We start from the raw sequence: 14406 nt of genomic DNA on the forward strand, positions 1-14406 counted from the left end.
TCGCTCATATATTCAGATTACCGCTCATATTTTCAGATCACCGCTCATATTTTCGGAGCATCGCCCATAGATTCAGATCACTGCTCATATTTTCGGAGCATCGCTCATATTTTCGGAGCATCGCTCACATATTCAGATCATCGCTCATAAATTCGGATCATCGCTCATATATTCAGATCACCGCTCATATTTTCGGAGCATCGCTCATAAATTCGGAGCATCGCTCACATGTTTGGATCATCGCTCATATATTTGGATAATCGATCATATATTCAGATCACCGCTCATATTTTCGGAGCATCGCTCATATTTTCAGATCATCGCCCACATGTTCGGATCACCGCTCATATATTCAGATCACCGCTCATATTTTCGGAGCATCGCTCATATTTTCGGATCATCGCTCACATGTTTGGATCATCGATCATATATTTGGATAATCGATCATATTTTCCGATAATCGATCATATTTTCAGATCACCGCTCATAAATTCAGATCACCGCTCATATTTTCGGAGCATCGATCATATTTTCTGAGCATCGCTCATATTTTCGGATCATCGCTCACATGTTTGGATCATCGATCATATATTTGGATAATCGATCATATTTTCCGATAATCGATCATATTTTCGGATCATCGCTCATATATTCAGATCACCGCTCATATTTTCGGATAATCGCTCATATTTTCTGAGCATCGATCATATTTTCCGATCATCGCCCATATTTTCGGATCACCGCTCACATGTTTGGATCATCAATCATATTTTTGGATCACCGCTCATATTTTCGCAGCCGATGTAGTTCTTATCCTATGTTGGCATTGATTCAAATGACGTCCTCGGCGTCGATGCTAGACATCTTGAAAGTAAAAGTTTTCTTGCTATCAAAAAATGCCACAGGGCTTCCTGCGGCATTTTTCAGTTTAAACGTAACGGCTGATGATCCCGTTTAATTTTTCTTTCAGTACAGGAATCTCTGAAGCGGAAATGAAACCTCTTACTTTTGTCTCATCCATATCCAGCGTCTCAGCAAACAGACCGGCAATTCCTTTTGCTTTTCTATCCACTTCAATCAATACTTCAGCTTCTTCTCTGTTTTTCAAGAAAAAGGCAATTTCAAGCTCATCCAGTTTACCTTTATAAGCGCCTGTTTTCGGAATGAACTCAAATTCTTGTATAAATGGCATTCTTTTTCGAAAGCGGTAGGGTGCTTCTTCACAATCCGCGTTTCTGAGCTGAAATCCAAGAGCTTCCAATGCAGAAAAAGTAGATTGTATCAGTTCATTGGGCTCTATGCGGATAAAATCTTCGTCCTTGGGATCTACGGCGTTTTTAATATCAAGACCGGTTGAAATCCATACTTTTGTCTTTCCTGAGGTCACCGGAGTTTCATACGGCAGATTAAAAGTAAACGGAATTTCTTTTTTCTCCGTCGGAGCTACTTCAAACGGCTCATTGATACGGATTTTATGGATCGTTGCAATCTGTGTAAGCTTCTTGCCATCATATTCCTTCACATAGGTTGTATGCACGGATAAATAGATTTCGTCTATTTTTTGGGGAACACTGCCGCCTATGATTTCGACTGAACCGGTAACTAAATCACCCGGTCTGAACCGTTCCCTCTCAAGCTTTGTATCGACATGGGCACTTCCAATCCCGATGCTGGCGAGGACTTTGTTAAAAACTGACATTCCACTCACTCCCATTGTGTTTTGATATGTTTTTTTATCTCTGTTAATGCCTGATCACTGCTGTCAAAGGACAAATCACTCATAAGCAGCTTTTTTATGATCCTTATTGAATCAGGGTGAATCGTTAATTCTTCATCCCATGCCCGCTCATTTTTCGCTACAGGTGTATAACCGGAATATAATAAAAATAACAAGAAATGACCGATCGCGTATAAATCACTTGTATAGTGAACCGGTTTGCGCGGATCTCCAGCCCTTTTGTCATTAGGACTATGTTCTTCCGTACGTGCCAGACCAAAATCAATGATGAACAGATCTATCCCGTTTGTAAGGATATTGGGAATGCGCAGGTCCCGATGGATGATGCCTTTTTTATGAAGATCTGTCACTTTGGCAAGAATCCGGGCCGATATTATAAAGGCTTCTTGCTCAGTAAACACTTTATCCTCCGAGAAGATTAGCTGCTCAAATGTTTTTCCATTCTTATACTCCATGACCATATAGGGTGTGCCTTTCCACTTGCCCTTTTCAATGAGAGCCGGAAAGGCATGATCAGCAAGTTCTGACAGCAGCTGTCCCTCGATAGTAAACCCTTCTTTTGCTTCCGCAGAATTCAATTTATGATAATTCATCCTTTTTAAGATATAGAGGCGGTTTTCCGATGGGTCCTTTATTAAATAAGCCGTCCCGAAGCTGCCTTTTCCTATCCTTTTCATGAACAGCCACTGTTTATTTTTAAAAAACGACCCTCGGAAAAGCAAATCAAAAATGGGCTCGCCTATTACTTTAAGAGTTATCTTTGTCATAGTTTTCTAACTGCTGAAAAAACCTCGGGATGATTTCTTGTGTTTTTTCTTATAATGGTTGTGCCCGTAGTTTTGATGGTTTTTCATATTCTTATTGTTCCAATCGCTGCTTGAATGCATAGGTCTGTGTTTGCTATGGCCATCGTTCAATAATTTCTGAAGCAATTTTTTAATCACCTAAAGCCCTCCTATTATTTTCTTCTTTCTAGTAAATACGTTTACCTTTTGAGAAGGTTTCAAACATTTTTCCAATAAATAAAACGACGGGGAAGTCCGTCGTTTTGTAGCCGTCCATTTTTCAAGGGCAATTTATGTGTTATTCATAGATGCCGTTATCCCTCTGTGTCCTCATCAATTATGCATTTTTCAATCAAGTAATCAAAGGTAATATCAGCGAGATCCTCCAATTCATGTTCTGTAGGGATGTATCCCCGCCTCATCAGCTCCTGAAAGAAGAATTCGGCAATTTCTTCTGTATCAATAAAAACTTCGATTTCCCCCATATCATCGCCCCCTTACTAAGGTGTATGAATGAAGGCTTTCATTTATTCCTGAGCAATCATTACTCTCAATTTTGCATCTTCTTTTTGCCCTTATCATACAGTTCTTCAGCCAGTTCCCTGATCTTCATCATTGCCAGATTCATCACGTGTTTATACTCATCGTCTTCATACATTTGATATAAAATCCGATAATCGTTATATAAATCGAGCAGGTCATCAATCAGCTGCTTTTTTTCGGCAATCATCTCCATTCTCTCTTTTTCAGATTTACGAGGTGTCGAGGGTCCTCCGGCAGGTTCCTTTTTCCGGGGCTTTTTATTAATCGGGTGAAGCAATCCCAGCTTCTGAATGATTTTGTCCGCTCTCTCAGCATCGGCGATAAGAGTTAATTCTTCCTCGTGTGCCTCAAGCCACTCGCCGTCTGAAATCCGGGAAAGCTCATAAATAACATCTTCCCAAGCATTTTCTTTATATCTCCAGATCTCCGTTCGAAAGCCGACCACCTTAAAATAATCATTTCCATACCCATCCACCTGAACAAGATCACCGAAGAAAAACTTGTATTCAATATTAATTTGTTCTTTATCAAAAAAAACTTCACCTTTATATTCAAAGATGTGCTGAAGCGCACTTTCTATATATAAGCTTTTATTGTGGTTTACTTCGTATGCATAAGTGCCGTCAACATACTTAACATCTGTTAAATTCCTATTTTTATTCGATGATTCAACCTTTACTAATAAGGGTTATCTTCTTCTTTTAAATAAAAAATTAAACCCGTATACCTAAGTGGCACACGGGTTTAATTTGTTTTATCTTTTGCTTTATCTTTTGCTTGTTTATCTTGAACATTTGGATTGTTAATTTTATTATACAATTCAATTAGTCCCTTGGCTGCTTTCACCGGATCAAAAGTTCCTCTTTCACCATATTTTACTTTCACGATGAAATCACCTCGTTATAAAATATGCGAGAGGGTTTTGTCTTGTTGACAACGTATTTTTTTTTGATGTTTAATCACTTATTATTTCTCCTCCCAATGGATCCAGTCGGAACATAACAACATCTTGGAGAAGTTCATTCTAAATTGATCATTCAAATTCCTTCCATTAATTCCCAGGAATCCTCTAAAGTTTCGGGTTCACCATCTGTTCCCTCTGAAATTTGGTCGCTTCACGTTCTTGCTGCACTCGATTTCTATAAAAATACTTCCCTCGTTTTAAAGCCGTTTTAAAGATATCAATATCCTTTTGTAGAAGTTGTTAATTTCCTCTGATGTAAGAATAACTGTGCATTTCTCCAACTTCATAATATGCATTGATATAGCCCCTTCACCCTCTCGTTTGGTACACTTCGAGTACACTTGTTTTTTAGGCTGTTCCTTGATCTGCAATCTGTTTGTAGAGTTCCGCATATTGGTCAACCCGCTTGAAAATATCCTGTTCATCAACCTTGTCGGTGATTTCCCCACTATGGCTGATTTCAGATATATCGGTACTTTGTCCACGACTCAACCGCTCAACCTTCACTGCAATTTCCAGTAGTTTTGCAATTTCATAAGGTGATAATGTTTCAGGCCTAATGTGTTCTACTGCGGCTTTTACCTTAAGAAGCAACTTTCTGGAAACTTCGGCATGCTCTTTAATCATCTGTTTTCGCAGTTGAGCATTCTCCAAAATAGCCCGCTTGTCCATCTCTTCATCAAATGCCTCAGCACGTTCCACCCAGTTATGTTGAGATGACCAGCGTTTAATCAAAGAGTGATTTTTACCTAGTTTTTTCCCAACATCCTTAAGCTTTCTTGTAAGCCCTAAATTTCTATAAATAGTAAAGCCCTCAAAGGCTTGTTTACTTTCGCCTTCCTGTCGCTCATATAGAGGCTTCATAATGGATGAAACCCTCCTTTTCGGTTAACTGGCGGTTAACTTTTAGTAAAGTAGCTCGCTACGATCGTGAACAATTACCCATTAATGTTATGGTTTCCACTCGATATAAGCAGACTTGTTCAACAAATCATCCAATGTATCTTCCATGCTGCCCACTTCTTTTAAAGTGATTTGGGTTTCTTCTTGTTTTAAACTAGCAGCGGTTTTCATGGTCATATCATAGAGTTTTTCTGTTGGAATTTCGGATAAATCCCGATTTGCCAATTCTTCTATTAAACGGACTAACTGCTCCCCAAATAACTCAATTCTCTTTTTCTTTGAAACATAATACTTTTCTTGAAGCAGCTCCAATTCCAACGCATAACGATTGCTGATTTCCAGCTGCAAATCCCTGCCCCATTTAATCAATGTGGGCTTGCTAACCCCGATACCCTTTGATATTTCATCATAGGAAACACCCTTTGCTCGTAACTCGATGAACTGCTCTTTTTGGTCTATTTTCGCTACTTTTATCATCGTTTTTCTCTCCTTCATTTTGTATGACTCCAAATAGATTGAATGATTGCCATGTCATTGCACTACCCATAAATATTTCGCAAATTGGATAAAGCAAAATAATAAATATCAACATAACCATCGATAATTTCTTTATCACTTAATCCCAAATTCTTATATTTGTCCTTTACATGCTGCATATCATAAATGGCTCCATGTTGGATATATTCATTTTTAAGCCATTCATACAATCGATACTGATTCATATTTCCACCACCGTTTTATATAAATTTTTGGAATCTGCCCCCAATTATTTCCGAACTTATCCTTCCAGTTCTTCAAACTTCTGGCACCAGCCTTTAAATAAATACCGAAATTTATTAATACCAACATCCCTACCTTTGGCAATTATGCTTTGGATAACTTTTCCTTCTCGATGATAATCATTAGGGTCATGCCACAATAACTCCACTACATCAGCATCCTGTTCTATTTCTCCCGAATCCCGTAGATGGTCTAGCCTTGGCTCCAAGGATTTGGCACCTTCTCTACTCAGCTGTGCTAACATAATAAAAGGTACGTTTAATTCAATAGCAATTTTCTTTGCTGTCCGTGTCACTTCACCAACAGCATGAGAACGGGTTTGTCCAGGTGATTGTGGGATATTCATTATTGTTAAGTAATCAACAATGATTGCTGATATATCTCCATATTGCCTTCTTATCTGATTAGCTTTGGCACGCACCTCATGGATGCTGATATTACTTGCGTCTTCTATAAATAAAGGGAGTTTTTCTAATTTTTTGAATGCGTCCTCAACTTCCCCAAGTTCTTCTACCGATAATTCCTTACGTCTTATCTTGTTGGCAGGGATTAAGGTTAATGAAGATATCATTCTATTAAACAATTGATTTCGTGTCATTTCCTGAGAAAAAAAGAGAACATTTCCTATACCTTGTTTAGCAATACCTAAACCCATTTGTATTGCTTTTGCAGTTTTACCAACACTTGGTCTTGCAGCAAGAATATAAAGCCATCCACGACCTATTCCTCCCATCCATTTGTCAAACCCTTTAAACCCGGTATAGATGAAATCATCCTTTTCAAGTAAATATTCCAGGTAATCATAGCGGCTTTCACTTAAATGCTTTATGTTACCAGAAACTTTGGGTCTAATTTTTAAAGCCTGATTTTCTATTTCTGTCAAAAATGTCTCATCATCTTCAAATTCCCGTTCCTCCGATAAATATCTTATTTTTTCTGCTGCTTCAATGCCTCGCCTACGCAAGGCTTTGGATTTTACCAAATCACAATAATAGATGCTATTCGCTGTAGTGGGTACTGAGCCAGCTAATTGTGTAAGATAGGTAACACCTCCTACATCCTGTAATATCCCTTTTTGATTTAGCTGTTCAGAAACTGTCACTACATCAATAGGTTTATTTTTTCTATAAAGATTCAAAATCCCATTCCATATATGACGGTGTGCAGCATTATAGAAATCCCGTTCTTCCAATTTAGGGACAACTCCGTCGATTATATCCGGATCGTATAAAACCGCTCCAAGTACCGACGTCTCTGCTTCGAGCGAGTATGTTTGGCTAGTAGGTAAAATCATTTGGATCATTCCCTTCTTCTATCCATCGATTTAAGGCTATTTCCCGTTGCCGGAAATCTATTTCTTTTTCGTGCCTTACAAGCCTCTTTTTGTTGCCTGTCACTTCCTGTACAACCCATTGAAGGATGGCGTGATAATCAGATTTGTACTTTTTCCCGTGAGCTTCTTTATAATTATTTAGAAGTTCGATCATTTCGTTGGTCTTTTCGGGGCCATACTTTTCTATTAGCTCTTCATACTCTGTTATAAAAAGGTTAACACTACTTGCATATTTCTTTTTATGTGTAGTAGTCTCTGGTATTGCTACTGACAGATTGTCACTACCATGGTGACAAGTTGTCACTATGGAATACACCTTTTCATAATTAATCGTGTACCAATTGGTTTTATCAACTTTATATTTGTTATATTGGCCGATAGTAATTAACCCCTGATCGTCTAATGACTTTATAATTCGAATCAATGTACGCTTGGACCAAAATGGAAATTGCTTTTCCCAATCTGGATAGCTGTTGTAAATCCATTTTCTTCCGCTAATAACGTGATTACTTCTTTGTAACCAATAATGGATCTGTTGCAAGAATATAGCCTCATTAAGACCAATACTTTTTGCTAATGTAGGTAAAACAATTAAAGGAGGTTCCTCTACCAAAAGTTTTCCAATTATCAGCACCTACCCTTCATCTTTATAGCCACCCTTTATGCTCTTTAGGTCTGGTTTTAATTCTTCCTCTGGAATAAGGAAGGAAAAGATATTAATTAATTTTTGAACGTCTGCTTGACACACCGCAGCTATGCCAGGATCAATTGATTCCCACATATTTACTTCTTCCATTGCTTCAGATACTATGTGATCCCGTAACAACCGCAAAATATAAGTATTTTCTGTTCGTCCAATAATCACTTGACCAGATTGATCACCAATCCCTTTAGGGTAATAAGTTAAAACCGCTTCAATCAATGCCACTTTTATCACCTCTTTACTAAAAATAAAAAAACCGCTCACAATGAACGGTTTCTTCTCAATATATATAGGTGTTAAAAATCAGATTACTAGACGTTTTTTATGAAATTTTCTTAATTTTGTTTTTAATTTTCTTTGTATCGATTGATAAAGTGACCATTTCTCTCCCAGTGCCTTCAAACACTCTGCAGGGGTATAGCCGGCTAGGAGTAAATCAATAATTTCTTTTTCGCGGGGAGAACCACTTTCCCGTAAATCTATAATAAGTTTGAGCCTGATTTTCTTATCTTTCTCTCGTATTTGCCTTTCTTCCTCTTGTAAAATAGCAACCTCCGGGTTTTTAAACCTATTATTCTCAAGAAAATTGAACAGCACATCCCCATAAACCACCTTATATTTCTTCTCTAATTTATCTCTTTTTACTCCATCCCATTTTATTCTTTCCGCTTCTTTATAAACAGCAACACGGAGGTACTTATTAATTTCATCGGGTTCTTTATTTTCCCATGCGTCCCAGTGTTCAATATTAAACCACAATGCTTGTCTGCTATAATGGCTTGGTTTTAAACCTAGGTCGCCTAAATACCAATCGATTATTTCTAGATCGCCTTCCTTAAAAGATGCTTTAACTAACTTTACAGCCAGTATGTTCTCGTGGTCATTAATCCATGGGTGATTTGCCAACGAATCCAAAACATTATATACATCGAATGTACCAACACACTCTTGAACAATATTTAGAGCATTAGATAGCTTTTTTTCGATGTTTTTTGTCCCATCAATAATTGTTTCAGCAACTGCTCCAATTCCAACTGATTATTGCATATGAATTGAGCCACATATGCGGAGTTTTGAGTCAGTCAGTGCGGAAGAGTGAGCCACCTTCTGCGGAGTTGAGAGCCAGTGCGATTAATAAAATAACCTCTTGTATAATAAACAATGCATGCAAACAAGCATGACAATATTATACAGGAGGTTTTTTTAGTGGTTAATTGTCGTAAAATCCTGGAACTGTATTTTGAAGGGATTAGTCAGAGAACGATCAGTTCTAGTACTGGGCACTCCCGGAATACAGTCTCCGAGGTCGTTCAACGCGCCAAGAAACTTGGCTTAGAAAGCTTGAATGATACCATGACCAACCGATGGTTGGGGGAATTTCTCTTTCCGGAGAAACAGGCAAGTGAAAAAGGGTATCTCCCGGTTGATTGGGAGAAGGTGCATAAGGAGCTGCAAAAAAAGAATGTCACCTTGGCTTTATTGCATTATGAGTATGCAGCGGAGGCTCGCGAGGGAGGAAAAGTCCCCTATGCCTACAGGACTTTCTGTGAAAAGTATGGGAAGTATGCGAAGAAATATAAATTGACGATGCCAATTCGCAGAAAACCAGGTGAAATTATGGAGGTGGATTGGGCTGGATCTACGCTGCACATCATTGACCGTTTTACTGGAGAAAAGGTTCCGGCTTATGTTTTTATTGCGGCCTTGCCTTACAGCCAGTTAAGTTACGCGGAAGCATTTTTAGATATGAAATCACCAAATTGGCTGTCGGCTCATATCCGTGCATTTGAATACTTTGGGGGCGTTCCTGAAACCTTGGTTCCAGACAATCTGAAAACAGGGGTTATAAAGGCTTTGCGAGTTGAACCACTCCTCAATGAAGCCTATCGTGAACTGGCAGATTACTACCGCACAGTTATCGTGCCAAGCCGGGTTCGAAAACCAAGGGATAAGGCTAGTGTCGAAGGAACTGTTGGGTACATTTCACGACAGATCATCGCTTCGTTAAGAAACTATCAATGTTTTCACATAGAGGATTTAAATCAGAGAATCCATGAAAAGCTGGAAGAAATCAATACGATTGATTTTCAGAAACGTCCTGGCTCACGTAAAAAGGTGTTTGAGGAAGAAGAGAAATCCCACCTTCAACAGCTTCCCCAAACACGTTACAAACTTGCGGAATGGAAAACAGCAAAAGTTCAATTGAACTACCACATCCAAGTTGAACGAATGTATTATTCCGTTCCATATGATTACGTCCGTGAACAAGTCGATGTTCGACTGACCACCGATCTAATTGAAGTTTACTTTAAGGAAACGCGCATTGCATCCCATAAACGGTTAGATGGGGAAATTGGCCAGTTTTCTACTAACAAGGATCATATGCCCGATAACCATAGATTATATCTGGAGCATAACCCTGAAAACAATCGTAAATGGGCAAAGACCATTGGACCCTCCATGGAGCAGTTTGTCTCTCATATCCTGAAAATGAATGCGGAAAAGAAAGCTTTAAACATTCTTAGCGCGTTAAGGAATTTATCAACTAAGCATACAAGGGATGAACTTGAGACCGCAATCCATTCATTGCTTGAAATATCAACAAATCCGACAATTCCCGTTTTAAAAGGGGTATTAGACAGGCGGAAAAAGCGCAAGCAAAAGGCTAATATTGATAATCATCAAATCAACAACAACAATGAACACGGCTTTACCCGCGGTGCCGAATACTTTGGAGGGGACAAAAAATGATGAATCAAGAAACATTACGCAAATTAACCGAAATGAAAATGGGGGCCATGGCAGAATTATATCAGCAACAGAGCCAGAACAAAGACTATCAAGATATGGATTTCGATGATCGCTTCAATCTTCTGGTAGACTATGAATATGATCGCCGAAAATCAAATAGACTGGAACGATTGATTAAACAAGCGACCTTTGAGGATCCTACCGCAGCAATTGAGGACATAGAGTATCATCCTGATCGAAACTTGGATAAAAAGCTTATATTGGAGCTAGCGACAGGAAACTATATACAGAATCACCATAACATTATTTTAATGGGTGCTTCAGGGAACGGCAAAACATGGATATCTAATGCATTTGGCATTCACGCCTGTCGCCAATTTTACAAGGTAAAGTATATCAGATTGCCAGAATTGCTTGATGAATTAGCTGTCGCGAAGTATGAAGCCGATGGCAGCTTCCGTAAACTCATCCAAAAATACAAGAAGATTGATCTATTGATACTTGATGAATGGTTATTGACTGAACTTTCAGAGGAGAATGCCCTTCATGTCTTAGAAATTATTGAGTCAAGAATAAAGAGAACTTCTACCATATTCTGTTCCCAATTCTCACCCGAAGGGTGGCACTCTAAGTTGGGACAGGCACAGATAGCAGATGCGATTCTTGACCGTATTGTTCACGACTCCTATAAAATTCTAGTTGACGGTGAAGTATCGATGAGAGAACGTCATGGTTTGGTGGTGGGAAGATGATCCCAACAGAAGTTGAAAACCGTGTAGCTAGGTATTTCTTTCACAGATCTTTACCGGAAGAAGTGATGATGAAAATTGTTGATAGGTTACTAACTACTTGTATATGGGACGAGGAAGAGGAGTTAGATTTTGATGAACTTGTCAGTTGGGCAATTGAGATTATAGACGAGCAATTAGAAGATAAACGATTTAGATAGAATCAGCAGCCGTTGAAATTAGGATAAAACCATTTCAATGGCTGTTCCCCCTCTTTAATAGCCAGTGGCTCTCTCCTCCGCATTCACTGGCTCTGTTGTCCGCAAACAGTGGCTTAAAACTCCGCACAGCCGGCTCATTCTGTCCGCAATACTCATCCAACAAAAAAGTTATTAATTTTTCCCATTATCCCCATAAAAAATAAAACCTCCTTATATTATGAGTAAATAACTCATTATATATAGGTGCTTAATTTCACTTTACTAGACGTTTTTCCTGAAATTTATTAAATTAAATTTCTTAAAGCCACTTTATAATATCATTTTAAACGTTCATATAACAGGGTTTTAAAGCCCTAATTACATCACGCCGCCCATTCATTTTCATATAAAACAGAATGAAACGGTGTATAAGAAAAGGCTTAAAATCAACGTTTTTAAATAGTTTAACTTAAATGTTTTAAATGCGATATAAAACATTGGAGGACAAAAGAGGACAATTTAGATGTAATAAAGTATAAAGCCCTTCTCAATTGAGTGGGGCTTTTTCCTCTTTTAGTAGACAATCCTTCTTCAACTAACGCACCACGTTCGTAATATAAGGTTAGCCAGATTTTTCTGGTTGACCTTTTTGTTTATGGTCTTATCATTACGGTAGTCGGGGTAGAACGTCGCACCCGTGGAACTCGATTCCGTCAGCTAAACTGTTCACCCCCTGCTTGTATAAACATGTTTGAGGCTGGTTGGGACCATGATCCCGTTTAACAAGCGAACCTATGACATTACAAGGAGCGTTAGGGGTTACCGACTAATATGTATTTCTAGGAGGAGGAGAAATTAAAATGAATCCAGTAATTGGTCTGGATGTATCAAAAGGGGAAAGCCAGGTTCAAGCGTTTTTAGATAAAGGTAAACCATATCGTAAGAGCTTTAGTATTGAACATAATCTTGAAGGTTTGGGAAATTTATTGGAGTTCCTTCAAGAAGTAGAAAAAGCAGCTGGCGGCTATCAACCTTCGGTTGTTTTAGAATCAACTGGTCATTATCATACTCCCGTTATTCAGTTTTTAGAGGAACAAAAATATGTTTATATTATTGTCAATCCTCTTATCTCTCATAGAGCCAAGAGCTCAAGCCTAAGAAAGGTAAAAACTGATGCAATTGATGCTTATCACCTTTGTGAACTGTTTTATAAAGAGGAGCTAGAGCCTTACAAGAAGCGTGGAATTCAACTCTTAAACCTTCGTAATCTAACAAGGCAACAAGAGAGTATTGCAGAAATATCAGCCAAAACAAAGTTACAGGTACATTCTTTAATCGATCAGGTTTTTCCTGAGTATCGAGGGGTGTTTGGGAGCCTCTATTCAAAGGTATCTTTGCTTACTTTACTAGCATTCCCTACTTCTGAGGCTGTATTAAGTGTGAGTGAAAAAGAGTAACGGATAAAATAGCTTCATTATGTATGAGTCGTTCAGAATCTTGGGCAAAGGAAAAGGCACAGAAGTTAATAGAAGCAGCCCTTCGTAATCCTTTTCAAAACAATCTCTACGAAAGTCATATTTTTAACCTTGAAATCTTGGTTAAGATTGTTCTTCAATACCAAGAGCATCTATCCAATATTGCGGATGAAATAAATGCCCTCGCTAGTGAAATTGAAGAATATGAGATTCTTCAATCTATCCCTGGAGTCGGAGAAAAAATCGCGGCAACGATTATTTCTGAAATCGGAGAGATAGATCGCTTTAATAATGCCAAGAAGTTAGTTGCATTCGCTGGAATAGATCCTAGTGTGTACGCTTCAGGAAAATTTACTGCATCGGTAAACCGTATAACCAAACGTGGCTCGTGTAGGCTTCGCCACGCCTTGTATATGGCTGTTCAAAGTGGTATTCGGGATTCCCGTAAAAAGAAAACGACTGTTGAGATCATTCCACGCAATAGAAGACTACGAGAGTTTTACGATAAGAAACGAGAAGAAGGAAAACCCTTTAGAGTAGCGATTATTGCATGTGTAAACAAACTCTTACATTGGATTTACGCCTTACTAAAAAGCAGAACAACTTTCCAAGATATAGCTTAGGACCTAAATCTAACTAAATACAACAAAACCTTCCAATTAGAGTAAATCGGAAGGTTATTTGGCATGGCCCTTTTTAGTATATCATGAGTCTATTAACCTTTTTATTGAAAAATGTTGACAAACTATTAGCTGGTTTAGCTTAAGTACAATATTTCACAATCTTGCTTTCTTGGATAAAAACTATTACTAAAAGTATTATTCTATTTTGTGTAAATATTCTAATTATGTAAAAAAGCTTACTCAAAGAGTAAGCTTAACCTCTATAAACACTATCACATGTTCCAGGTTTTGGTTCATAAAAACAATGTTCTTTAAATTGACCAGAAAAAGGTTGATCGTACCATGTAGGAGGACACCCAGGCGCCGTTGGATTAAAATACCATAGTGCATATTTCGCTGGGTGATCCCTCCAATAATTCAAATTTTTGGTTGCTAATCTTTTTTCAGCTGTTCTTGCTCTTTGATAAAAAACATTTCCTTTTTGAACTGCTTCAAAAGAATAATTTCCTCCTTGAATTTGAAATATTACATCATGAATCGATCTTACATCTTTGAAGTCTAAACAGTCTGCTACTGCACGATTCACTATTACATTTCCAACATATAACATACCTTGTTTTCCTTCACCTTCGGCCTCTGCTCTCATCATCCTTGCCATTTCGTCTACTTCATGACTTCGATAATTTACTCTTGGCATTTTATCACCCCAAAAATATAATATGAAAAAAAGCCTACATTCATGTTATTGTTTATATAATAAATCACGAGAAACCCTTGTTTGATTCAAGGGTTTCTTTTTTATTATCAGATTTAATATCTTGCCTGTTTGTTATAAAAAGAGTGGCATCTACCTAAATGTATGTTGTTTTCAAGCAAAATG

The 14406-nt window shown here is 38.1% G+C and carries 17 protein-coding genes and 1 pseudogene; 4 read left to right on the forward strand and 14 right to left on the reverse strand.

Going from position 1 to position 14406, the window contains the following annotated elements; all coding sequences use genetic code 11:
* Positions 1-928: 928 nt before the first annotated feature.
* The 13 genes from LQ216_RS19735 to LQ216_RS19795 all read right to left on the reverse strand — a co-directional run bounded on the left by LQ216_RS19735 (position 929) and on the right by LQ216_RS19795 (position 8655).
* Positions 929-1699 (reverse strand): sporulation protein, encoded by a 771-nt coding sequence (locus tag LQ216_RS19735; RefSeq protein ID WP_230131338.1) that lies wholly within the window; start codon positions 1697-1699, stop codon positions 929-931.
* A 5-nt stretch (positions 1700-1704) separates the two neighbouring features.
* The gene (locus LQ216_RS19740; protein WP_230131340.1) at positions 1705-2415 is read right to left on the reverse strand and encodes a protein kinase; all 711 of its coding nucleotides are present in this window, start codon (positions 2413-2415) and stop codon (positions 1705-1707) included.
* Positions 2416-2511: 96 nt separating this feature from the next.
* Positions 2512-2682: a hypothetical protein gene (locus tag LQ216_RS19745; protein ID WP_230131342.1), complete on the reverse strand. Its 171-nt coding sequence runs from the start codon at positions 2680-2682 to the stop codon at positions 2512-2514.
* A gap of 155 nt (positions 2683-2837) precedes the next feature.
* A complete protein-coding gene (locus LQ216_RS19750; RefSeq protein WP_117308114.1) occupies positions 2838-3008 on the reverse strand; it encodes a YozD family protein in 171 nt (56 codons plus the stop codon).
* A gap of 65 nt (positions 3009-3073) precedes the next feature.
* A complete protein-coding gene (locus LQ216_RS19755) occupies positions 3074-3541 on the reverse strand; it encodes a hypothetical protein (protein ID WP_354959429.1) in 468 nt (155 codons plus the stop codon).
* Positions 3542-3810: 269 nt separating this feature from the next.
* Positions 3811-3951: a hypothetical protein gene (locus LQ216_RS19760; protein ID WP_156474937.1), complete on the reverse strand. Its 141-nt coding sequence runs from the start codon at positions 3949-3951 to the stop codon at positions 3811-3813.
* Between the two features lie 427 nt (positions 3952-4378).
* Positions 4379-4894 (reverse strand): phage terminase small subunit-related protein, encoded by a 516-nt coding sequence (locus LQ216_RS19765; RefSeq protein ID WP_230131344.1) that lies wholly within the window; start codon positions 4892-4894, stop codon positions 4379-4381.
* Between the two features lie 87 nt (positions 4895-4981).
* Positions 4982-5428 carry a hypothetical protein gene (locus tag LQ216_RS19770; RefSeq protein ID WP_126408953.1) on the reverse strand — a complete coding sequence of 149 codons (447 nt, stop codon included), beginning with the start codon at positions 5426-5428 and terminating at the stop codon, positions 4982-4984.
* A 44-nt stretch (positions 5429-5472) separates the two neighbouring features.
* The gene (locus LQ216_RS19775; protein ID WP_230131345.1) at positions 5473-5655 is read right to left on the reverse strand and encodes a hypothetical protein; all 183 of its coding nucleotides are present in this window, start codon (positions 5653-5655) and stop codon (positions 5473-5475) included.
* A 56-nt stretch (positions 5656-5711) separates the two neighbouring features.
* On the reverse strand, positions 5712-7007 hold the full coding sequence (locus tag LQ216_RS19780) for a DnaB-like helicase C-terminal domain-containing protein (protein ID WP_230131347.1): 1296 nt from the start codon (positions 7005-7007) through the stop codon (positions 5712-5714).
* Complete coding sequence (locus LQ216_RS19785; protein ID WP_342772322.1) at positions 6991-7671, reverse strand: DnaD domain protein; 681 nt, start codon at positions 7669-7671, stop codon at positions 6991-6993. The genes LQ216_RS19780 and LQ216_RS19785 overlap by 17 nt, the downstream gene beginning before the upstream one ends.
* Before the next feature lie 9 nt (positions 7672-7680).
* A complete protein-coding gene (locus LQ216_RS19790; protein ID WP_126408957.1) occupies positions 7681-7974 on the reverse strand; it encodes a hypothetical protein in 294 nt (97 codons plus the stop codon).
* A gap of 78 nt (positions 7975-8052) precedes the next feature.
* Positions 8053-8655, reverse strand: a complete 603-nt coding sequence (locus tag LQ216_RS19795; protein ID WP_230131351.1) for a hypothetical protein — start codon at positions 8653-8655, stop codon at positions 8053-8055.
* Between the two features lie 300 nt (positions 8656-8955).
* On the opposite strand from LQ216_RS19795, the gene istA reads away from it, so the two are divergent.
* The 4 genes and pseudogenes from istA to LQ216_RS19815 all read left to right on the forward strand — a co-directional run bounded on the left by istA (position 8956) and on the right by LQ216_RS19815 (position 13526).
* Complete coding sequence (gene istA, locus LQ216_RS19800) at positions 8956-10500, forward strand: IS21 family transposase (RefSeq protein WP_230131352.1); 1545 nt, start codon at positions 8956-8958, stop codon at positions 10498-10500.
* Positions 10497-11252 (forward strand): IS21-like element helper ATPase IstB, encoded by a 756-nt coding sequence (gene istB / locus LQ216_RS19805; protein ID WP_230131354.1) that lies wholly within the window; start codon positions 10497-10499, stop codon positions 11250-11252. Before istA ends, istB begins: the two co-directional genes overlap by 4 nt.
* The gene (locus LQ216_RS19810; RefSeq protein ID WP_230131356.1) at positions 11249-11449 is read left to right on the forward strand and encodes a hypothetical protein; all 201 of its coding nucleotides are present in this window, start codon (positions 11249-11251) and stop codon (positions 11447-11449) included. Before istB ends, LQ216_RS19810 begins: the two co-directional genes overlap by 4 nt.
* Positions 11450-12288: 839 nt before the next feature.
* Positions 12289-13526: pseudogene (locus LQ216_RS19815) on the forward strand (IS110 family transposase).
* A gap of 253 nt (positions 13527-13779) precedes the next feature.
* Here LQ216_RS19815 and LQ216_RS19820 read toward each other — a convergent pair.
* Positions 13780-14223 (reverse strand): cell wall hydrolase, encoded by a 444-nt coding sequence (locus LQ216_RS19820; RefSeq protein WP_230131358.1) that lies wholly within the window; start codon positions 14221-14223, stop codon positions 13780-13782.
* Between the last annotated feature and the right edge of the window lie 183 nt (positions 14224-14406).

Origin of the sequence: Bacillus sp. CECT 9360, assembly GCF_918741275.1 — a bacterium.
In the GTDB taxonomy this organism is placed as follows: Bacteria; Bacillota; Bacilli; order Bacillales; family DSM-1321; genus Peribacillus.

Bases quoted from the DNA above. Each gene is read 5' to 3' on its own strand.
- LQ216_RS19820 (WP_230131358.1), bottom strand. From the start codon at position 14,223: ATGCCAAGAGTAAATTATCGAAGTCATGAAGTAGACGAAATGGCAAGG.
- LQ216_RS19770 (WP_126408953.1), bottom strand. From the start codon at position 5,428: ATGAAGGAGAGAAAAACGATGATAAAAGTAGCGAAAATAGACCAAAAA.
- LQ216_RS19810 (WP_230131356.1), top strand. From the start codon at position 11,249: ATGATCCCAACAGAAGTTGAAAACCGTGTAGCTAGGTATTTCTTTCAC.
- istB (WP_230131354.1), top strand. From the start codon at position 10,497: ATGATGAATCAAGAAACATTACGCAAATTAACCGAAATGAAAATGGGG.
- LQ216_RS19780 (WP_230131347.1), bottom strand. From the start codon at position 7,007: ATGATTTTACCTACTAGCCAAACATACTCGCTCGAAGCAGAGACGTCG.
- LQ216_RS19750 (WP_117308114.1), bottom strand. From the start codon at position 3,008: ATGGGGGAAATCGAAGTTTTTATTGATACAGAAGAAATTGCCGAATTC.
- LQ216_RS19765 (WP_230131344.1), bottom strand. From the start codon at position 4,894: ATGAAGCCTCTATATGAGCGACAGGAAGGCGAAAGTAAACAAGCCTTT.
- LQ216_RS19735 (WP_230131338.1), bottom strand. From the start codon at position 1,699: ATGTCAGTTTTTAACAAAGTCCTCGCCAGCATCGGGATTGGAAGTGCC.
- LQ216_RS19740 (WP_230131340.1), bottom strand. From the start codon at position 2,415: ATGAAAAGGATAGGAAAAGGCAGCTTCGGGACGGCTTATTTAATAAAG.
- LQ216_RS19775 (WP_230131345.1), bottom strand. From the start codon at position 5,655: ATGAATCAGTATCGATTGTATGAATGGCTTAAAAATGAATATATCCAA.